Below are 21,090 nucleotides of genomic sequence, written 5' to 3'. Positions count from 1 at the left end.
GCAGTGCCTAAGAGTGCGACGCAACATTGAATTGTCTCGCTGACCTGCAGGAAGCCAATCGCATCGGCGTCAGGTGCGGGGTCAGTGGCTGAAGAGGCCATGGACAATGGTACTCGACACCCGGGCCAAACAGGTCGCCAACGAGCACCATGATATCGTCGTGATCGACGCTGGCTTCGATTCAGCCTTTTTCCTGCACCCGTTCGTCGGACGGAGGAAAGCTCGCGTTCTCGTCCTCGAATGGGGGCGCCACAACACGGATGATCGGCAGCTCGAACGAGGCGCAGACAGCAATATCCGGGACGAGGACACCTACTCCGGCAGACCGTGGAATTACACGATCGGCCTGACAGGCGGAACCAACTGCGGGTTCGGGCAGACGCCGCCATTCCATACTAACGACTTCAGGCTGAAAGGCCTCTGCGGCATCGGTCTCGACTGGCCGATCAGCTATGACGATCTCGAGCCTTTCTGCTGCGCGGCCTAGGCGGTGATGCCCGCGAGAAGCTTTGCCAGGTGGAGAAAATACTATGACGGTGTTCTATGATAGCAGCCGTCCAGACGCTTTCGCCGGCGGTGCCGGTTCAGACGCAGTCACTTACGGCGCTTCGTCCCGTGGAGTCATCGCCGATTTGGCTTCCGGTCATGCTTACAAGTTGCTGTCGATACTGCCGCTGGGCGATTCCATTACATATGGAGTGATCGCGAGCTCTTCCGATACCGAAAGCGGCGGATATCGGAAGTACATGCTGGAACAGTTGGACGCACTCAATGTGAAGATCGACTTCGTCGGTTCCTCGTCCAACGGCCCCGCCAGCATGGGCGATCGGGATCACGAAGGTCACCGCAACTGGACGCTCAATCAACTGAACGGCATCGACAACGATGTTGTGGCAGCTACGAAACCCGACGCCGTGCTGCTGATCGCCGGAACAAATGACAGCTCGACCGATAGCGTGCCAACAATGCTGCAGGATCTGCGCACCCTTTTGCTCAGCCTGACCTCCAGCGATCCCGCTTTAACCGTCTTCGTCGGATCCTTGCCTCCCGTTCGCGTCGGCCAACAGTCACAAGCGCGTGCAGACCGCGTCGACGCCTACAACGATGCAATGCCCGGTCTGATCTCTGAACTGGCCGTCCAAGGGCATAAGGTCATCTTTGTCGACATGCGTGATCTGACACCAGATGACATCACAGCACCGCCGCTTGACAGCGGACTGCATCCGACTGCCGATGGCTATGCGAAAATCGCCGCGCACTGGATAGATGCCCTGGAGGAACACTTCAGGCTGGACGGGACCGGCATCGGAAGAGACCGCGATACCTTCACCAGCATTGAAAATCTTACAGGGTCTTCCTTTGCCGACCAACTCGGCGGAAACGAGGGAGCCAACGTGCTGGATGGGCTGGCGGGCGATGATTTGCTGGAGGGCCGCGGCGGCTCCGACCAACTCATCGGCGGGGTCGGCGCCGACACGCTTGTCGGCGGCACGGGTAACGACGTCTACTATGTCGACAATGCCGGTGACAAAACCATCGAGGCGACCAATGGCGGCATTGACGAAACGCATGCTTATAAAAACTGGACCCTGGCCGACAACGTCGAAAACCTCTTCCTGAGGCCGGCTGCCAATCTGGCGGCAAAAGGCAACGGGCTCGCCAACGCCATGGTGGGCAACGGCGGAGCGAACACGCTCGAAGGCCTCGGCGGCGTCGATCGGCTGGATGGCCGGGGCGGATCGGACCGGCTCGTCGGAGGTCTCGGCGCCGATGTCCTCACCGGCGGAACGGGAAACGACAGCTTCGTCTTCACCGCCGGCCACGGCCATCACCGACTTCGACCTTTCCGGCGATGATCTCCTGGAGATTTCTGGATACCAAAACTACAGCGAACTCCGGCAGGTCGGGAGCGACACGCTGGTCGTCTTTTCCGACAGTGACACTGTTCTCCTGAAAGACGTAGCTAGAACCTCCTTGAGCAGTTCGGATTTCGTCTGGATCGATCCACTCGATGAGCCGCCGCCGGGGTCAATCGTAGGGGACGACGGCAACAATACGCTTACCGGCGGTTCCGGTGCGGACGTCATTTATGGAATGGACGGCAGCGACATCTTGAACGGAAAAGCGGGCGCCGACACGCTTGTCGGCGGCGCGGGTGATGACGTCTACTATGTCGACAACGCCGGTGACAAAACCATCGAAGAGACCAATGGCGGCTTCGACGAGACGCACGCCTATCTAAACTGGACCCTGGCCGACAACGTCGAAAACCTCTTCCTGAGGTCGGCTGCCAATCTGGCGGGAAAGGGCAACGGGCTCGCCAACACCATGGTGGGCAACGGCGCAGCGAACACGCTCGAAGGCCTCGGCGGCGCAGATCGGCTGGACGGCCGAGGCGGGTCGGACCGGCTCGTCGGTGGTCTTGGCACCGATATCCTCACCGGCGGAACGGGAAACGACAGCTTCGTCTTCGCCGCCGGCGATGGCCACGACACCATCACCGACTTCGACCTTTCCGGCGATGATCTCCTGGAGATTTCAGGATACCAAAACTACAGCGAACTCCGGCAGGTCGGGAGCGACACGCTGGTCGTCTTCTCCACCAGTGACATGCTTTCACTAAACGGTGTCCTCGTTGCAAGCATCTCGAACAGCGATTTTCTCTTCGTGTAGAGCGGCATCTCCCTACGCGATGTCAAAAGATAGTCGCTGACATGCGGTCTCTTCGCGCAATTGCCCTTCGTCGTTGCCTCGACCTCTTTTGCTTTATTTGCCCGTTTCGGTCTCGATCACGATAAGGCGGTCGGTACCGGACTCCGCGCCCCATATCTCGCCGGAGCGCCCGTTGAGCTGACGCACGTTGGCGTTGTCGCGGTCGGACGGGAAGCTCGCGAAGGTCTGCGTTTCCGGGTCGAAGCGGACGATGGCGTTCGCGCTGAAATCGGTGAGCCAGACCTTGTCGCGTTCATCGACATAGACGGCATAGGCCTGGGGCTCGTCTCCGGGCAGCTTCCAGCTACGCCAATCATTTGCTGCCGGATCGAAGACGCTAACCTGGCCGGCGTTCCATTCGCTGACCCAGATGCGGCCTTTGGAATCCGACCAGACGCGGCGGGCGCCCTGATCCGCGGTCGGCGGGTCGATCGGGGAAGCCTCGCCGGTCGAGACATCGATCCTGGCGATATGGTTGCCGGCGAGCGAGGCGTAGTAGACCTCACCGGACGGCGTGGTCGTGATCCCGTAGGGGCCGCGACCGCGTGGCGCGTTCCAAACATCGACCTTGCCGCTCGCCGGATCGAGCCTGCCGTAAATGCCGTCCTGCCCAGTGAACCAGAGCCTCCCGTCCTTGTCGAAGGAACCGGTGTTGAGGTTCGCGTTGCCGTGCCCCTCGGGGAGCGGAAAGGCCTTCACCGCTTCCGTCTCAGGATCGACGCGCACGATGGCGTTGAGGCCGCCGTCGGTCACCCAGGCGGCGCCGTCGGGACCACCAACGATCACCCCGTGCGGCGCCGAGCCGTCGCCAAGGGTGATGTGCTTGACCGCGCCTGTATCAGGATCGAGCCGCCCAAGCGCGCCTTGTCCCTGGGCGGTGTACCATACGGAGCCATCCGGCGCCGGAGCGACATCGTGCGGGCCGGCGCCCTCCGGAACAGGATAGTAGCGGACTTTCTCCGCGGCGGCACGCGCGACCACCGAGCAGAGCAGCGCGACGAACAGCGCCGACGCAATCGTACGAAACATGGCGAACTCCTCACATCGCGAGTTTCAGTTTGCACAGCGAGCGGTCCACGTACCCTTTTCGCGCCACTGCGGCGCCGAGCCGCAGATGCCGAGCTCGCCGTGCCGCTTGCTGATCAAAATCAGGAGCTAGCGTAGCCCCTGCCCTCATCTAGGCCTGCAAGCCCAGAATCGTCGATAGGCATAGCATCGTAGAAAAACGTGCATACGACGACGGGATCGCGGCCAAAACCAGACTTGGCGTGCGGAAGGCGTCAGCTTTGCCCCAAAAGTGCACGCGCCAACTCTTGCCATTCCTCATCAAGCGTCAAGATCGACGGCGCGGCGTTGCAGCGACGATACCAATATTCCGCATTCGATTGATCGCCTTCCTTGCGATGCAGGTAGGCATGCACGCGCATACCCGCCGTATCGTCGCGCACCTGTGCGCGCTCGTGCGCCTTATCCCAATCGCCCTTCGCATCCCACCACAGCGCCTGCAGGGCAGGGCTCAAGCCGGCGGGCGGTTGCGATTTCGCAATCGAATTTCTGAAGGCTTGCAGATCCATTCTTCCCCCGACGTGAGGTACATGGGCGGAGCCGACGATAGTGTAGTCCCGGATTCTCCAACAGCAAAGTCGCGCCGAGCACAGCAAAGAGGCGGTGCCCTGGTGCGTGCCATCGTCCAATCTCGGGCGCAGTCGACGCAGTCTGCACGGCAGTGAGCGGTGTCTCGTTACCTAGGAAGGCGCACATGTCCGGTGCGGCGACCTACGACGCCGACGTAAGGACTTTACCGAGCGATCCGAGCACGACCGGCACCACTTCCGGTTCATTATCTTCCCGGAGGATGGCGTGGAGATGCCGAGCACACGGGAAAGGCATCATTGAACGATCAAACGCGAGTAGCCAAGAGCAACAGACTCTAATGCGGTGCGATTGAGAATTGTCAGCGAGCCGTGGTCGTATTGGGTCAGATACCGCCGTTCCCATTCTCTCAGGCAACGATTCACTTTCGCTCGAGACGCCGGGATCATTGCCGCGAGGTCGGTCTGCGAAATGTGGATGCTCAGAGCTCCATTCACGGTAGCCGTGCTGTGCGGGGTCTCAGTCAATCGCAAGAGCGTGCTCGCCAATCGAATGGATAGGGCACTGGACGCACTGTGGATCACTCGCTCTTGCGCGTCGTGCGTTGCTTGGCATAAGTACGGGATCACCTTCAGTGCGAGATCTGGGTGCTTGTCGAAGACACTAGCCATGAAAGCTGCTTCGATTTGGAGCAAGTCGCTGTCCACAACTGACGCAGCGTTCATGTTACTGTGTCGCGCGATGAACAATCTAGTCAAGTCGAAAGTGTCACCGGGACCAAGATCGGAAAAGATGAATTCTCGGCCGTCTGAGAGGGGAACACTAAGACGAACTTTTCCGTGAATTATGTAGTAAATATAACGCGGTATGTCGCCAAGATGAGTTAAAACTTTATTCTTTGGAACCCTCCTTAGGATGGCTGCTTTCGCCATTTCACTAAGAGTATCTTGCCCAAATTGCCGAAATAAACGTATTTTGTTCAGCTGTTTGACCCGAACCTCAGCGCCATTCTCTGCCATGGCTCCCTCTCCCTGATAGGGTAAGCGCCCCCGGCCCCCTAAAGCGTTGCCTTGACCACCTCTTTGAACGAGTCCGACTTCCGGTCCGTTCTCGCGCAGACGCGTTAAGGCAGAAAATATTAGCACATTAGGATACGATAAAATAGAGACTCGTCTGTGCCCGGGGTAACAGCGGCATGTCTCTGAGACATTTAAATCAAATCTAACCGACTGGAAGCCGTTGGGATAACCCCCTCCTTATGGGATGGCGTGTGCCATGAGCCAAGAAGGAGAAGGGATGCAACAGGATTCGGGGGGTTCGTCTCTATGCGGCATGCACCAACCGAGGCGTCGCGTGCGCTCTGGAAGCGAAGCGTAGAGCCGCTACGGCTCCCCGTGGGAGCAGTTTGCGTGTTTCTCGCAACTGCTGATTTCCTCCTTGGACAGACAATACTTCTTGCGTCAATTGAGCTCTACCATAGGGCCTTCGGCGTGAGGCCGCCAGATATCTGGGATTCGATCTGCCTAAGTGTTACCGCCGGCCTATTGCTGGTCGCATTCATGACCGCCAGGGGCGCCTACACGGTTAGTGGCATCCTGGACGATCACTGCAGGATCAAAACACTCTTCAGCGGCTGGCTGTTTGTTTTCTTTTCAATTCTCTGGCTCGCCTTTCTCACGAAGACGACGTCGACGTTCTCGCGCGGCTCCTTGACGCTGGCGTTTGCGGTCGGATTTCCAATCCTGCTGCCTGGCCACGCGGTTCTAGCGCGTGGGCTGAAACGGCTTCTGGCGGCTGAGAAACTCGTGTTGCGCACAGTTTATCTGTTTTACTCTGGCGTTCCTGGAAAGGAACAGGGGATAATCAACAAGCTTGGGCAACAGGGTATCGCGGTTTGTGGTGTTTCGAACATCGAGAACGACGATGGCACGATCGCAGCACGATCGGTGCATGCCGCCGTCGCAGCTGCACAAGCTGCGTTCCGTAATGGCTCGTATGGGGCAGTTTATCTCTTTTGCTCTTGGGACCAGCGGAAGTTGATCGAACGCATCCTGGAGGAAATGTCCCGCCTCCCGCTGCCGATTTATCTTTTCGCCGACGCCTACATAGATAGAATTCTGGCTGGATGCCCGCTGCACACCGGCTGGCAGCGAGCCTTCGAAGTCCAGCGTATGCCGTTGAGGCCTGCCGAACGCCTGCTCAAGCGGTTGTTCGACATTGCTGTTGCATCCCTCCTCCTACTGTTCCTGTGTCCGTTGATGGCCTTGGTCGCATGTGCCATAGCGATCGAGAACGGTCGCCCTGTGCTGTTCCGGCAGATGCGACGAGGTTTTGGTGGTAAGCCGTTCAATATTTACAAATTCCGATCGATGACGGTGCAGGAGAACGGTACACAAATTCGCCAGGCTCAGCGTAATGATGCGCGGGTTACCCGACTTGGCCGAATATTGCGCCGGTCAAACATCGACGAGCTGCCGCAATTATTCAACGTGCTTCGGGGGGAGATGTCTCTGGTTGGGCCCCGACCTCACGCCATCGCTCATGACGATACCTATAGTGTGATCATTGCGAGCTATGCTTATCGTCATCATGTAAAACCCGGTTTGACAGGCTGGGCTCAGATCAATGGCTTTCGAGGGGAAACGAAGGAACTCTGGAGGATGGAAAAGCGCGTTGAGCACGACCTCTGGTATATAAAATCCTGGAGCATGCTTCTCGACGTTAAGATAATTTGGAAAACTGCTCTACTGATCTTTTCGGATCGTAATGTCTATTGATGTATAGCAGCTTCTCAGGAAGCTAAATGGATTTATGTAGTCTATCCTCCGGCCGATTGAACGGATAATTTTGATTCTGATGCTTCGGGCGATCCGGCCGCCAGCGAGTACATCGAGCCTCACAATCGGGTTCGCGCCGGTTCAGTCGCGGACAGTGGCGCATCTCGCAGGCTAAATTTAGCTCAATGCGAAAATCAACGCGACGCGGGGAGATGGTCGGAGCAACGCATGACGGAACGTCAGCAAAAAGCCGGGGGCAGTCGGATCTGCCATTCAACGGTTCAGGACGGACCACGGGCTCATTGCGGCGAACGGAAAGCAGGCTTGCTGGCGGCGCAGCCGCCTTCAACAAGAGAAATTGTGCAGTCCTATGAGCTTCCGCTCGACGGCATCCGGCTCTTGATTTCCGCTAGAATGTTGGTTGCGCGTGCGATGCGGCTGTACCTGGCCAGAAAGTCTGCCTTCGCCTGCCGACCAATCTGATCCCGAAGCGCCTTGTTTTCGCGCAGGCGCTGAAGAGCTTTGACCCAGTCGGACGGGTTGTCTGGCGACACCAGAACGCTGTTGACGCTATCCCTCAAAACTTCTCGGATAACTGACAGGTCGGAGGACACTATGGGTTTGCCATGCGCCATATATTCGAAGAGCTTGAGCGGCGACATTCCCTCAGCGATATTTCGACCGCCGCCCTGGCCCTCTACATTTCTAAGATAGGGCGCGAGTACAACGTCCATTTCGGCCAAGTAAGCACATGTCGCGGCGTGAGGAACGTAGCCATGAAACACTGTGTTCGGGCATTTGGCCAGCTTCGATGTCCAATACTCTATATCGCCTGGTGTTCCCCCGACGATGTGAAATGTCGCCCAGCCGCATCGAGGCGCAATAGCGCTTATTATCTCCATGCCTTTTCCCTTATACAGATGTCCGACATAACCAACCTTGAACGTGCCGCTGAGGCTGAATGGCTCGCCATTCGGCGGAACAGGATCCGCGCCATTGGGCGCGATGAGAAATTTTCCCGCATGTTGAGGAAAGAGGCGGATGCTGTCGTCTCGCAGACGTTGCGACGTGACGACCAGCATACGAAATGCCTCTAGGCCTATCACTTTGGCAAGGCGCTGACGCTGACGTCTGCTCAAACTGCCAATCGGGTCGTGAAGCTCAAAAACGGTCGTGAACCCGAAAAGTCCGGCAGAAACAAGCGCTACAGTAGCCGAGCGTGTAAAGACGACATGCGGCCGCAGCCAGACCGCAGCAAGCAGCGCCAACACAGCAAAAAAAAGCTCCCGGCCGGGCACAGGCCAAAAGGGTACAGGGAGAACGCGGAATGGGAACTCGGTACCGAATCCGTATTCGCGCGCGATCTTCTCATAATGATCCCGTGTATTCATGGAGGCGCGTGGAAGCGCTAGTAGGACCTCCGCTCCGGCAACCCGAAATGCATGGCACATCTTTGCGACTTGTACCGCATTGGCGGCCGGCGCCGGGACGTGCGCAGAATGTATATAGAGAAGCCGCATCCACAAAGCCTATCTTTCACGCGTCGCGGCTGGTCTAGTTCTTCGCCTCTGAGCCGCAAGTTCGGAGACCACGGGCTGGGCAGACGCACCCAAGTCGAACGACGAAAGCCCCCTCCGCCCCGGTGGCTCCATGGGTTGCGATAGTACCACTCTCCGGTTGCCTCACCAAAATCGAGCGTCGCCCTTTTTCGCGAACTGAGGGCAGGCCCAGCGACAGCACACGCCGCCCTTCACGGACAGGTTCTGACCACAGCCGTCATCAAAGCCCCAGCCAGCCAGCAATAATGTTGCGCTGTATCTCCGAAGTTCCGGAATAGAGTTTGCTGCCGATGGCATCACGCACGGCACGTTCGACGTCGAATTCGCTCAAGAAACCATAGCCGCCGAAGACCTGGACGACATCGAGCGTCGTGCGAACTAGCGATTCGCTCACAAAGAGCTTCGAAACGGCGGCGTCGAGGGATACGGACTGGGAACGCTCAAGGCCCCACGCCGCCTTGTAGACAAGCAGTCGGGCCGCCTCCACCTGCATCTTCATGTCGGCAATCTTATGGGCGACGGCCTGGTGCTTGGAGATGGCCTGACCGGACTGACGTCGGGTGCGCGTATAGGCCACTGCCTTTTCCAGAAGCCGCTCCATGGTGCCTACATGACTAGCGAATAGGCACGCCCGCTCCCAGTCCATGCTATGAGCGAACAGCCTGGAGCCGCCGCCCACTCCACCGAGAACAGCGTCCTTCGAAACAAATACGTCCTCGAAGACAAGCTCCCCGATCGGAGACGTCCGCAGTCCCATTTTTTCGAACTTTTGCGCGACCCGATAGCCGGGCAGCGCGCGGTCCACGAGGAAGCTCGTGATGCCGCCGAAATACCCCTTGGCGCGGTCAGTGACAGCAAAGACGACGGCAACATCTGCCACCGGCCCGTTGCTCACGAAGGTCTTCGTGCCGTTGATTAGAAAGCCGTCGCCATGAGGCTCCGCCCGGGTTTGCATCGCAAATGCATCGGAGCCCGACTCCGGTTCGCTCATCGCATTGGCTGCGATCAAAGTGCCATCACAGAGCCCCGGAAGATATCGAATCTTCTGCTCTTCAGTGCCGAACTTCCAAATCGGCACCACGCACGCCAGAAGGTGGGCGCAGATCGAGAAGACCAAGCCGGAGTCCTCGCAGCCGTAGCCAAGCGCATCGATTGCAATGGCCGTGGACAGGGAATCAAGACCGGGTCCCCCGTAGGCCTGGGGGACTGGCAGGCCGGTCAGGCCCATCTGCGCGCAAGCCCCCCACAACTCGCGCTGGAATACTTGGTCTCGGTCGCGCTGCCTGACATCTTTATTGAGCTTATCTTGCGCGAAGCGAAGGATCTGGCCACGCAGGATACGCTGCTCCTCGTTCAGCGCGAAATCCACTACTCCATCCTCATCAGATGCTGGTAGTCGATTTTATCTGTCGATGTCTTGGGAAGTAACTGCTGATGCGAGAACCAGTCCGGGGCCATGTAGGCCGGCAAGTTGTGGGCGCAGAACCGCTTCAGCTCGATGAGTGACAGCGCATGGCCGTCGCGCGAGGCATAGAACACCTTTATGGAGACGCCCGACTCCTCCGAGCGAGCGATCGCCGCCACCTCGGAGATCGCTGGATGGCGATAGAGCGCCGTCTCGATCTCGCCGAGTTCGATCCGATATCCCCGTCTCTTCACCATCCGGTCGCGTCGACCGCGGAAGGTGTAGACTCCGCCATCGCCTTCGATCACTACATCGCCGGTACGGTACCAGCGACCGCTTGAATCGACATGAAAAGCGGCGCTTGTTCGCTCAGGCATGTTCCAATAGCCCAGCATCACGGGAGCACCGCTGATTGCGAGCTCGCCTTCCTGGCCTCGCGGCACGTTGCGACCATTCGGATCGATCACGCGTGCCTTAACATGCGAGCAGGCGCGCCCGATCGGAAACGGCGCCGAGCGGTCTTCGGCGATCGTCTGCGGGATTTCGTAGTAGGTACAGACGTTGGTTTCGGTTGGGCCATAGAGATTCAGGTAGCGTGCGCGTGGGACCACAGCCTTTAGCCTGCGCAGATGCTTGACCGGAAAAACCTCGCCGGCAAATAGAATGAACCGAAGAGCGTGGTCGTCGCGAGCATCAAGGCTGCCGTGCTCGACCAGAAGCGTGAGTACGGAGGGCGTGGAATACCAGACGGTCAACCGCCGCTCGGCGATAACCGACGCCATCCGGGTCGGATTCTTGCCGAGCTCCTCACCGATGAGGAATACGGTCGCGCCGTGCTTCAGCGGTACGAAGATGTCGAGAATAGACAGGTCGAAGTGGAAAGGCGCATGGGAGGAGAAGCGGTCGTTCTCGTCAGGGGCGAGGATATCGGAACACCAGTCCACGTAGCTCGAGCCATTACGATGCGTCAGCATCACGCCCTTCGGCTGGCCGGTCGAGCCCGAAGTGTAAAGCACGTAAGCGAGGTTGTCCGGCCCCGGCCGCGCCGATTCGTCCTCCACTGCCAAGCCGCCGGCCTCTACGCGAGCCAGGTACGTCGCGAGCGGCGAGGGACCGTCGGACCAGTCGAGCGGTAAGAGACAAGGTTCCGCAGCCAAGCGCGCCAACTCACAGCGCAAAGTTTCGGCTCGGGACGCCTCCACGAAAATCGCGCGCACGCCGCAGTCGTTAAATATGAACGCGTTACGCGCAGGCGGTGCCAGAGAGTCGACGGGCACATACGCCGCGCCCACCTTTAAGATGCCGAACAGAACAGCGAGCGAGGCGATCGATTTTGGAAGGCAAATGCCGACGCGGTCCGCCGGCCGGACGCCGATCCGACGCAGATGGTCGCGGACTTGGTCCGACAGCGCGTCGAGCTCGCAGTAGGTGATCTGCCGCCCAGAGCTCGCCTCGACAGCGGCGCACGTCTGGGGATACCGCCTCGCGCTCTGTTCCAGATATTCGTGTAAGGCAGCGACCGTCATGGCGGGCTCTATGTGGACGGCTGCTTCGACTGGACGAAATTGGCAATTTGGGCGATGGAGTTCAGGTTCTCCGGCACGAGTTCGTCAGGGGCGATTTCGATGCCGCAGGATTTTTCCAGGTAGGCAACGAGCTTAAGCGTCGCCAGCGAGTCGAGAATGCCGTCAGTTATCAGCTCCGTTGAATCCGTCAGATTCTCCGGCCTTTCACCGGGCAGAAATTCCTTCAATATGAAATCCCTGGCCATCGTCCTGATCTGGATCGCGTTCATTGTTTCTCCTTTTGTGGAGCAACCGCAAGGTTCAGGGGAATTAGATCCTGGTGTTGCTGCAGCACTTCGTAAAGCTTGTCGGCGACGAGCCGATGGCCGGCGGCGTTTGGGTGATCGTCCCAAGGTGCTACAAGAAGGGTCCGCCAGTCGTGCCCGTCATACACGTTGGAAAGATCGAGAACGTTGAATCCAGCCTCGGAAGCGAGGCGCCTCTCCAGCTCGGGACTGGTCCTCTCGTCTGGTCTGGGTAGATAGATCCAAAAGACCCCGACACCTTCTCGCTTCGCGGCTTCCACGATTCGAGAATAGATTGCACGCAGAAGTCTCTCTCCGTAGGGCGTGAGCTTTCTTTGAAGCACCTCGCGGTCGGCGCTGGGATCGATCCCGCTCTCGCGTACAATGTCACTCACGAAGTCGTAGCGATATGCTGAGCCATTCTGGATTGCTTTCCCGAGACGCTTTAGCGTTCGTGGAACAAGCGCGCTGTGCTCGAAGTAAAAGATGTACTTTGGTTTGAATGCGAGCACTCGATCCTCGATGATGGCCAGAATGTCCAGAGGAAGATAACCCCCAACGGCAAAGTTCAGCACCTCGTAGTGTCGATACCCGCTGTCGGCTGCCTGCGCATTCAGCCGCCGCTCCAACAGGCCCTCGAAAGTCTCGTCATCCGCGACGCCCTCGCCGAAGACATGCGAAGAGCCGACGATTGCGATTCGTGGGGTGCCGGGAGTAGGAATCTTTTCGTAGTCCCGATCTCGCATGCCCCAGCGGTTGATGTGGACCCGCGTTCCCTTAAAGTCTGCTTGGGAGAGTGGTCGCAGATAGGTCGTGGGAAGCGCACCCGTGAACTCGCTCAGTGGCGTCTTGTCCAAATTGTCCCAACCGTCGTGTCGTCGTTGGCCATAGACAATCCAGAGTTCTGGGTTAAATGCGCCGACATTGACGAGGTTCTCGTAGTAGCCGCGCTCCAGGTTCGCGTTGTCGCGGCTATTGAGGTTCGGCACTCTAATGTCGGCCATTGCGGTACTGACCGTCTCCCCGAGGCGATCGTGAACCACGGGGAGCGAGATGCAAACCGCGATCAACCCGCAGACACCGACCGACGCAACCGACCGTCGGAAACTGTACTGGCGGTCGGCGCCGCCGCGCGCGAGCGCAAGCGCAGGAATGCCAATGATAGCTGCCACCGCGACCAGTACGAGGGCGGGCGTCATTTTGCCAGGGCCTTCCACGCCCACAGTGTCGAAGACCGAGAACCATTGCGGGACCGAGCTCGCGCTCCAAAACGACCACAGGAGCGAGATGACGACGAATACGCCAATGGTCCGGCTCGCAGTTTGCAGCGCACCGTTCCAGCTTAGTGCCCCGCCACGCAGGCGCCGCGTGCGACCGTGCCGCATTTCATAGAGGGCGTTGACCGTCACGAGCACTGCGAGGATCATCCAGAAGAGGAAGTCGTTCCAGGTGAATACCCAGGTGCCACGTAACCAGAACCACTGATAGTTGTGCAGCAGCCAAGTCGCGAGGAACGCGAGGAGGGTCGCGCTGACCAGCGCTACGCTCTCTCCCCAGCGTCGAAAACGAAAATACAACGGATAGTATACAATTTTCATTATGAAGTCCTTCCAGTATATATTTATTCGACGCCAGAAATCTGTGAAACTTGAGGAAAGAAAGTACAGATTGTGGGTTTCTGGAAGGTTGAATCCAAATAAATGCAAAATCCCGGTGATTATGTGAAAAGTTCCTGAAACCTTCAGATAAAGTAAAAATGGCCATATGATAAATTGCAAAAGCTCAACCTGATTGTGTACGTCCGCAGCATCGATCACAAACCGCTGGTACACGATACGGTAGCATATTAAATGGATAGCGCCGCGAAACATCCACTGAACACCTGTTTGATAGATATAATGCCGGTCAGCATTGTAGTAGCTGCTACGGAAAGTTCTAAAATCTACGACCGGAAAGAGCGGGAAGCACACGTTCGGCAACATGAAAAAATACGCGAGACGTTCCGAAACCGTCGCCATCCTCTGGTCACGCCGCATTTCGTACGCATAGACAATGAGACGGAACATAAACATTGAAGCGAGCACGGGCCAGACGGCGCGCGTCCACGGGATCGCAATCCAGTCCATTCGTGCGGCGGCGAGCCCGCAACCGGCGCCAACCAGCGCCAGCACTCTCCATCCAAAAGCGATCGGTAGGTGGACAATTCCGATCAGTACAAGCCCAATGGCGACGATCCAGGCGGCATCGATGAGGCCCTCAAATCTCCAGTGGTGCCAGTTGGGCCCAAGGTTCGCGAAAACTGCGGCGATAGCCGCGAATGAGAGCAGCACGAAAAACGGCAGCCGGTAACGCTGTGGCAGGAAGTAGTGCACGCACCAGCCGGCGAGGGCAACGAGCAGGACGCGGACAAGCGCAGTAGTCTCGAGCCTGAGGAGATAGACCAGCGCGATGAAGAGGGCCAGTTCGCCGGCTATGGCGAACCAAGCCAGGATGCTTCTCGACTCAGTCCCCGCAGGATCCGCCGACCAGGGAAGAGACAATGTCTTGATCGAATGCACGCTCGCGCGCCTCAACCAGCTGCCAGCGGACATCGACAAGAAGTAGCTTTGGGGCATGCGAAAGATCCGCAAGCTGCTGGTTCCCCCCTCCCATGACTCCCATCTCCTGACGGGTAAGCGCCCGGTCCTTAGAGCGTTGCCTTGACTTCTTTGAACGAGTCCGGTTCCGCGCAAACGCAGAAGTTCCAGTACATAAGTTTATCACGATAAAATCGCTCCGCTGTGCCCGGGGTAACAGCGACCCGTCTCTAAGTCGCTTAAATCCAACAAGCTAAATCTGACCGATTGAAAGCCGATTCCGAATGGGATCGATCTGCCCCGCAATCCGCGCCGCGAGCCGAACGCCGATGGCAGTCGACGCTCTATCTGCCTTGGCCATCTTAATCCGGGAACGCTCGATCACATAATCGACGAGTTCGCGGCACTTCCCGCCGAGGCAAAGGCGCAACTCACCATCCTGGGCGATGGCCAATGCCGCGCCACTTTCGAGGAACAGGCGGCCCGGTTGGGCCTTTCCAGCAGGGTCACATTCGCCGGCGCGGTCGAAGATGTCTTTCCCTTCTGCGGGAGGCTGATTTCTATCTTTCGACCTCGGTGTCGGAAGGCATGTCAAACGCCTTGCAAACAGCCTCTCTTCCTTGAGCATCGTTGAATGGATTCCGTTTGGCGAACGGGCATCCGAGTCTGATGCATCCGCACAGGAATTTTCTTCACCGTTTCCCCGATGCGAGCCAATCGAGACCAAGCGAGCCCTGTCGATCTTGAACCGCCTGTCCCGAGAAACGCTGGAATCTCTCCTTTGAGCCAAAGCTCACAGCGCCACAGGGAACGCCGCGCGCGTTTTTAGCCGTCGGGGCATCAGCGGGGGCGTCCGCCACCCCGTGCGCGGGCTCTGTTGGATCTGCTTGACCTCTGGACAGGAAGCTCCGTGCTGTATCGCGATCATGACCTCATTCGCAAAGCCAGCAAGCTCGGCACATTCGTCGATCGTTAAGCAGCCATTTCAGGCCATACTTCGTATACCGACAATAATGATGAGCTGCGTCATGAACGCCAAGGAGAAATGGAGTGCTCAGGATCAAAATACCTCACGGCATCCGGGTACACTTCACGCTGTCAAAAAGTCCGATCCATCGCCTTTGTGCGCGTAGTATCTTTCTCCAAACCGCACGCTGAGCTTCGCCAGAAACGTACTATTGCGTTCTGCAGGCAAATGGTTGAACGGCTTGAGTTCCGATCCAATCTCAGATGTTTTCCTGAGCATCGCAAGGCCGGTACTACCGAAGTCTACCGTCATCTGAAGCTGGTCTAAGTTGTCGTAGAAAACGCTCTGAACTACATAAAAAATCCTTCGGTTAGCAATCTCAATTTGGGGATTGTCCTTCCTTCGCCCTCGCATATATGGGTTCGGATCAATGTCATCGAAGCAGATTGTGCCTCCTTTTCGAACCAGGCTGAACCACGTATACACTTCATTCAACACGTGTTCTGGCGTGTGCAGACTATCGACATAGACTAAATCGATCCCATCCTGCAGAATGGGCGCTTTGTTTAGGATGGTCTTGCGATCTGTGGAGTCTGCCTGAACAAAGGTCCAGCGACAGCTAACTGCCGCACTTGAGCAATCCCGGATATCGACCGAGACCAGGTTCCCGCCGTTCTTCTCGCAGGCAGCAAGAATCATTTTAGTGGCCTGCCCCCGATCCGTCCCAAGTTCTAGAAATGTGCCATTCGGTCGCGCAGCCGCTGCGTCGTACAGCCGAACCAATTGCAGGGCTGCAATGGCCGCCTCACCGCCCGATTGGGTCCGCTCCTGGGTTGCTCTAAGATATGAGATGACTTCCATTTTTGTCCTTCCTCACCAAAGCTGATCGTGTAGTCACACCGCTACGATCGTTTAAACTGGCGATCCGTTGGACCTTCGCCGCGCAACACATTTAAGACGACAAGAAGTAGCTTTGGGGCACGCGAAAGATCCGCAAGCTGCTGGTCCCCTCCCATGGCTCCCATCCCTGACGGGTAAAGCGCCCCGTTCATTAGACCTTGACTTCTTTGGACGAGTCCGGTTCCGCGCAAACGCAGAAGTACCAGCAGAAGTACCAGTACATAAGTGTATCAGAAAAAAATTGCTCCGCTGTGCCCGCGGTAACAGCGACCCGTCTCTAAGATTGGCAGCCGATTCCGAATGGGATCGATCTGCCCCACAAGTCGCGCCGCGAACCGAACGCCGATGGCAGCCGACGCTCTATCTGCCTTTGCTGCCTCGATCCGGAAAAACGCCCGAGCAACATGATCGGTGCGCTCGAGGCAAAGAGCCTTATTGTAGATGATGCACCGAACGGGAAGAAGCTCCGAGTACCCCTTCAAGCGACCGTGACAGTCGTGTGTAGTGTTGCATCGCATTTTCTACAATCACGGGGCTAATAGCCTCGCTACCGTCGCGTATGATCTTTTGTATGGCGCCTGGAAATAGAAACAGAAAAAGCAGCTTATGAATATCCCCGATTCTCCAGAAAAAAGAGGATCTGTTGATACGCTTGTACAATAGTCTTGTTTTCTCCGCTCCCGAATATGCAATACATGGCACGCCGTAGCTCATTGCAATTACGCCAAAGTGCAGTCGAGTGGTAATCAGCAGGTCAAGCGAAGACGCCTCGCCACATGCATCTTCCACGTCAGTTAAAATTTTGCTGCTGCAATTGTCTTGTGACAGGTTGGCGCAAAATGCTCCGAAATATCCATCTTTCTTTGGATTGATTTCATAGAAAATGAAATCTATATCTTTGCGAATTCGTGTTACAATCTGCAGTATGCGTTTTGCCAACCGAGACCGACGGGACGAACCAAGGTAGATGTTGAGCCCCACACGTAGACGCGAGCGCCCTTTGTCATATCTACTTCCAGAAATTCTGCGGGAGGTCGTCCATACGACATCATCCAAGAACTCGCCTTCGGTGCTCGCTTGTGCAAGGAGTTTTAGATCCTCGCGATTTCTCAGTGTTACATAGTTTAGGCGTCTTATAAGTTCTTGGCGCGCAACGGGTACAATTTCATCGATGTCTTTTCCTGCGCCTCCTATGGAAAATGCAAATAACTGCATGGATTTTTCTTTAGTGTATTCTAGAACAAGACCAAGATCATCGTTGAAATCCTGCACAACTTCGGAAGGTTGCGGTCTCGGGATGAGTAGTCCGCCTCCTCCAAATATAATTACATCGACTGACTCGACAAATTCTTTGATATCAGAGCATATCTGAAAACCCCAATCCATTTTGTCGGAGCGCTGCTTCGCATAAACTATTGGATCATGCCCCTCATCTTTTACACACTTGGAAAAAAGATAGGCCATGATATTGTCGCCGAGATTCTGATAGCTGTAAAAGCCAAATATCCCGACCCGGAGAACCGTCGTCATGCTGCGCTCCTCTGAGGTGCTCGGCGCTCGGGCTTATGCGCGAACGGGGAGCGCGACTACTTTTTTGAACGAGTCCGGTTCCGATCCGATTTTCGCGCAAACGCGGTGAGGCAGAAGTATTGGTGCAAGGTATACCACAAAATAATCACTCCGCTGTGCCCGGGGTAACAGCGGCAGTTCTCTGAGACGTTTAAATCCAACAAGTTAGATCTGATCGACTGGAAGCCGTTGGAATAACCCTCCTTACGGACTGTATGGCCCAAGAAAGATGGGCACACTTAGGATTCGGGGTTCATCTCCATACGGCATGCACCCACCGGGGCGTGGCATGTCACTCCAATGCAGTAGCACCGATATCGCGACACATGGACCAAAAGCGCGGCTGGGGGTGGGAACGCACCCAACGGGTAAATTCAGCGCGATCGGTGCGGCGATATGAAAGTACAGGATGCGGAAGGCAAGATTGACTTGGGGCGTCGACTGCGTATCGCTCATGTCATCACCCGTCTCATCAATGGCGGTGCCGATGAGAATACTGTCCATTCCTGCAATTGGGCCGCGCAAGGGGGGCATGATGTTGTCCTGCTACATGGCGAGACGGTCCAGCCGGAAATCATAGCTAAAGTGGACCCGCGGGTGGAACTCATTGGCGTCCCGGGCCTGACTCGGTCCATATCGCCTGTCTCCGACATGAGGGCATTGTTGGCGCTCACCCGGAGATTCCGCGCCTTGAATGCCGACATCGTGCATACGCATACCAGCAAGGCAGGCATTCTCGGGCGTTTCGCCGCATGGGCGGCGGGAGTTCCAGCGATCGTTCATGGCGTGCATATCGTGCCTTTTGTCAATGTCGGCGTCGCCGAGCGGTTTGCTTATCTCGCCTTGGAAAGGCTGGCAGCGCCGATCACCAGCGCGTTCATCAGTGTGAGCGAGGGCATCCGCGACTTATGCTTGAGCGCAGGAGTGGGACATCCAGACAAACATTATGTCGTCCATTCCGGATTCGATCTCGATCGTTTCCGCAACGCCGGTCCGCCCGACGATTGGCGCAATTTGTTGCGCTTGACCCCGGGCGCGCCGCGCCCGCCTGTGCTCTTGATGATTGCGGCTTTCGAGCCACGCAAGCGACACACGGAATTTCTGGACGCTTTCAACAAAGTCGCCGTCCGGTTACACGACGCGGTGCTTGTGCTCGCGGGCGACGGGCCGCTTCGCTCGACCGTGGAATCGCGGGCCAAGCGGCTTGGGCTCGAGCGGCAAGTGGTCTTGACCGGTTATCGGGACGACCCCGAGCGGCTGATCGCGCTCGCGGATCTCTGCCTGCTCTGTTCCATGCGGGAGGGATTGCCCCGCGTGGTCATTCAATATCTCGCCGGTGGCAAGCCCTGCATCGCTTGCGATCTGCCAGGTCTTCGCGAAGTGCTCCGCCCTGGTATCAACGGTGTGATTACACCCGCGGATGATATGGCAGCCATGGCCGACGCCATTGCCGCCCTCCTGGAGGATCGTGCAAGACTGGCCAGCCTCGCCCAAGGTGCCGCGGCGACGGATCTTTCGAACTGGGACGTCAAGCTGGTGGGCAAGCGGACCGATGCCATTTACCGGGAGGCTCTTGACCAGCATCGGGCAAGCAAGGGAGTATCAACAACACCTCCTGTCGGAAATGTGGCGCTTCCGCGGTGAACGGGTGCAGCCTATGCGTTTGACGGTGATCGGGCAGCTTGCCGGATTGGTTAGCGGTGCATACTTCGCCGATTTCGGGGATGAGGTGGAGTGCGTCGATCTGGACGACAAGGGGATCGATGCGCTGAAAGGCAGTGAGATGCCAAAGAGGCATCTTCTTTTTTGCACATGAGACGGGTTGTAAATTTGGTGGCCGCCTTGGCTCCAGGAACGCTATCCGGCGGATTGATATGATTGCAGCAGAAGTTGCCTCCGCTTATCCGATGAAGACCCCGCGAGCCGAAGCTCTTCCCAGCATACGTGTTCTGCTCGTGCTCCCAACCTATTTTCCTGAGTCATATGGCGGCGGCGAACAACAGGCGCGGCGATTTGCTCGGGTGCTGGTTGAAAGCGGCGTTTCCGCAACCATTCTGGCACCCAGACTGTCGCACTCGACCCCGAAACGGTCCGCCATCGACGGGGTGCCTATCCATCGCCTTCGTTTGCGCGCGGCTCCGTATTTGGGCGGGCGGCATATGCTGTCGTTCCTGTCGTGGTGTGTCCAGGTTGTGATCTGGATGCTGCGCCGCCGCGACGAATTCGATGTCGTACATATCATTCATGCCCGACTTCACGCTGTTCCGGCGGCATTGACAGGAGCCCTCCTGCGCAAACCGGTTCTCGCAAAATTGGGCCGGGGCGGACGGTGTTTCGATCTCGACGTTGTGCGCGAAAAGAAAATCATCGGTCGCTGGGCGTCCGCCTTGATTAAACGTCACGTCACGGCCTTCATCGCCAATAGCCGCCAAATCGCTGGTGATCTGGAGAGACATGGCATCGGCGCGGATCGCATTCATATGATTCCGAATGGGATCGATCTGCCCCGCAGGCCGCGCCGCGAGCCGAGCGCCGATGGCAGCCGACGCTTTATCTGCCTTGGCCGTCTGGATCCGGAAAAATGCCTCGAGCACATGATCGATGCGTTCGCGGCACTTCCCGCCGACGCAAAGGCGCAACTCACCATCCTGGGCGATGGCAAGTGCCGCGTCACCCTTGAGGAACAGGCGGCCCGGTTGGGCCTTTCCGGCAGGGTCACATTCACCGGCGCGGTCGAAGATGTCTTTCCCTTTCTGCGGGAGGCTGATTTCTATCTTTCCACTTCGGTTACGGAAGGCATGTCAAACGCACTGCTCGAGGCCATGAGTTGCGGCGTGGTCCCGATCATCACCGATGTCAGCGGTGCGTCCGACGTTGTGGAGCATGAGCGCAGCGGCTTCTTGGCTCGCTCGCATGCGGAGTATTGCGGACTTCTTCTTCGCACGCTCGGCCTATCGGAAGCCGAGCGCGATGAGATGGCGCGGCGCGCAGTACAAACAGTCAATGCGCGATTCAGCATGGAAAGCGTCGCAACACGGCAAATGAGGTTGTATGCCACTCTTGTGGGACACTGCCACCCAGATCGTAAGGCGATAGGTTATTAAGGAGCAACCCCGAAGCCGGCCTAAGCAATGACGACTATTGATGCCGAAGAGAGGCGCTGAACGAGATTCTTGATCGCCTGCAACGCAGCAAAGAGGCCAAGTAATCAGCCATGACGGT

The 21,090-nt window shown here is 57.4% G+C and carries 18 protein-coding genes; 8 read left to right on the top strand and 10 right to left on the bottom strand.

Translation table 11 applies throughout. From position 1 onward, the window contains the following. The first annotated feature begins 106 nt into the window (after nt 1–106). Genes CIT26_RS06285 through CIT26_RS06275 form a run of 3 tightly spaced genes read left to right on the top strand, consistent with a single transcriptional unit; the run spans nt 107 to nt 2,673 of the window. Nucleotides 107–487, top strand: coding sequence for a hypothetical protein (locus tag CIT26_RS06285; RefSeq protein ID WP_095491768.1), 381 nt, complete (start codon nt 107–109; stop codon nt 485–487). Between the two features lie 43 nt (nt 488–530). Beyond that, nucleotides 531–1,856, top strand: coding sequence for a GDSL-type esterase/lipase family protein (locus CIT26_RS06280; RefSeq protein WP_095491767.1), 1,326 nt, complete (start codon nt 531–533; stop codon nt 1,854–1,856). Further along, nucleotides 1,771–2,673 carry a calcium-binding protein gene (locus CIT26_RS06275; protein ID WP_095491766.1) on the top strand — a complete coding sequence of 301 codons (903 nt, stop codon included), beginning with the start codon at nt 1,771–1,773 and terminating at the stop codon, nt 2,671–2,673. Before CIT26_RS06280 ends, CIT26_RS06275 begins: the two co-directional genes overlap by 86 nt. Before the next feature lie 93 nt (nt 2,674–2,766). Here the strand turns inward: CIT26_RS06275 and CIT26_RS06270 are convergent, their stop codons facing one another. From CIT26_RS06270 to CIT26_RS06260, 3 genes are all read right to left on the bottom strand, one after another. After that, nucleotides 2,767–3,741: a Vgb family protein gene (locus CIT26_RS06270; protein WP_143747793.1), complete on the bottom strand. Its 975-nt coding sequence runs from the start codon at nt 3,739–3,741 to the stop codon at nt 2,767–2,769. A gap of 251 nt (nt 3,742–3,992) precedes the next feature. Then, nucleotides 3,993–4,286: a hypothetical protein gene (locus CIT26_RS06265; RefSeq protein WP_095491765.1), complete on the bottom strand. Its 294-nt coding sequence runs from the start codon at nt 4,284–4,286 to the stop codon at nt 3,993–3,995. 315 nt (nt 4,287–4,601) lie between these two features. After that, nucleotides 4,602–5,324 (bottom strand): Crp/Fnr family transcriptional regulator, encoded by a 723-nt coding sequence (locus CIT26_RS06260; RefSeq protein WP_095491764.1) that lies wholly within the window; start codon nt 5,322–5,324, stop codon nt 4,602–4,604. 390 nt (nt 5,325–5,714) lie between these two features. Here CIT26_RS06260 and CIT26_RS06255 point away from each other — a divergent pair, with 390 nt between their 5' ends. After that, nucleotides 5,715–7,082: an exopolysaccharide biosynthesis polyprenyl glycosylphosphotransferase gene (locus CIT26_RS06255; RefSeq protein WP_167391300.1), complete on the top strand. Its 1,368-nt coding sequence runs from the start codon at nt 5,715–5,717 to the stop codon at nt 7,080–7,082. A 368-nt stretch (nt 7,083–7,450) separates the two neighbouring features. On the opposite strand, the gene CIT26_RS06250 is transcribed toward CIT26_RS06255, so the two are convergent. From CIT26_RS06250 to CIT26_RS06230, 5 genes are all read right to left on the bottom strand, one after another. Then, the gene (locus CIT26_RS06250; RefSeq protein ID WP_095491762.1) at nt 7,451–8,602 is read right to left on the bottom strand and encodes a glycosyltransferase; all 1,152 of its coding nucleotides are present in this window, start codon (nt 8,600–8,602) and stop codon (nt 7,451–7,453) included. Nucleotides 8,603–8,861: 259 nt separating this feature from the next. Next, nucleotides 8,862–10,010 carry an acyl-CoA dehydrogenase family protein gene (locus tag CIT26_RS06245; protein WP_095491761.1) on the bottom strand — a complete coding sequence of 383 codons (1,149 nt, stop codon included), beginning with the start codon at nt 10,008–10,010 and terminating at the stop codon, nt 8,862–8,864. After that, nucleotides 10,010–11,572 (bottom strand): amino acid adenylation domain-containing protein, encoded by a 1,563-nt coding sequence (locus CIT26_RS06240; protein WP_095491760.1) that lies wholly within the window; start codon nt 11,570–11,572, stop codon nt 10,010–10,012. The genes CIT26_RS06245 and CIT26_RS06240 overlap by 1 nt, the downstream gene beginning before the upstream one ends. An 8-nt stretch (nt 11,573–11,580) precedes the next feature. Further along, nucleotides 11,581–11,841, bottom strand: coding sequence for an acyl carrier protein (locus tag CIT26_RS06235; RefSeq protein WP_206072729.1), 261 nt, complete (start codon nt 11,839–11,841; stop codon nt 11,581–11,583). After that, the gene (locus CIT26_RS06230) at nt 11,838–14,414 is read right to left on the bottom strand and encodes an SGNH/GDSL hydrolase family protein (protein WP_143747792.1); all 2,577 of its coding nucleotides are present in this window, start codon (nt 14,412–14,414) and stop codon (nt 11,838–11,840) included. Before CIT26_RS06230 ends, CIT26_RS06235 begins: the two co-directional genes overlap by 4 nt. Nucleotides 14,415–14,709: 295 nt before the next feature. Here CIT26_RS06230 and CIT26_RS38650 point away from each other — a divergent pair, with 295 nt between their 5' ends. Further along, nucleotides 14,710–15,066 carry a glycosyltransferase gene (locus CIT26_RS38650; RefSeq protein WP_143747800.1) on the top strand — a complete coding sequence of 119 codons (357 nt, stop codon included), beginning with the start codon at nt 14,710–14,712 and terminating at the stop codon, nt 15,064–15,066. A gap of 456 nt (nt 15,067–15,522) precedes the next feature. Here CIT26_RS38650 and CIT26_RS06220 read toward each other — a convergent pair whose 3' ends face one another. Then, the gene (locus CIT26_RS06220; RefSeq protein WP_095491757.1) at nt 15,523–16,260 is read right to left on the bottom strand and encodes a class I SAM-dependent methyltransferase; all 738 of its coding nucleotides are present in this window, start codon (nt 16,258–16,260) and stop codon (nt 15,523–15,525) included. Between the two features lie 471 nt (nt 16,261–16,731). After that, nucleotides 16,732–17,829, bottom strand: coding sequence for a polysaccharide pyruvyl transferase family protein (locus tag CIT26_RS06215; RefSeq protein WP_095491756.1), 1,098 nt, complete (start codon nt 17,827–17,829; stop codon nt 16,732–16,734). Between the two features lie 435 nt (nt 17,830–18,264). On the opposite strand from CIT26_RS06215, the gene CIT26_RS06210 reads away from it, so the two are divergent. The 3 genes from CIT26_RS06210 to CIT26_RS06205 are packed head-to-tail and all read left to right on the top strand — an operon-like array spanning nt 18,265 to nt 20,972. Then, the gene (locus tag CIT26_RS06210) at nt 18,265–19,512 is read left to right on the top strand and encodes a glycosyltransferase (RefSeq protein ID WP_095491755.1); all 1,248 of its coding nucleotides are present in this window, start codon (nt 18,265–18,267) and stop codon (nt 19,510–19,512) included. A gap of 13 nt (nt 19,513–19,525) precedes the next feature. After that, nucleotides 19,526–19,684 carry a hypothetical protein gene (locus CIT26_RS36435; protein ID WP_167391298.1) on the top strand — a complete coding sequence of 53 codons (159 nt, stop codon included), beginning with the start codon at nt 19,526–19,528 and terminating at the stop codon, nt 19,682–19,684. Nucleotides 19,685–19,742: 58 nt separating this feature from the next. Next, on the top strand, nt 19,743–20,972 hold the full coding sequence (locus CIT26_RS06205) for a glycosyltransferase (protein ID WP_095491754.1): 1,230 nt from the start codon (nt 19,743–19,745) through the stop codon (nt 20,970–20,972). The last annotated feature ends 118 nt before the right edge of the window (nt 20,973–21,090 follow it).

Origin of the sequence: Mesorhizobium temperatum, assembly GCF_002284575.1 — a bacterium.
Lineage (GTDB): Bacteria > Pseudomonadota > Alphaproteobacteria > Rhizobiales > Rhizobiaceae > Mesorhizobium > Mesorhizobium temperatum.
Note: the sequence above shows the minus strand (reverse complement) of the source record. Positions and strands in the feature narration are given on the sequence as shown.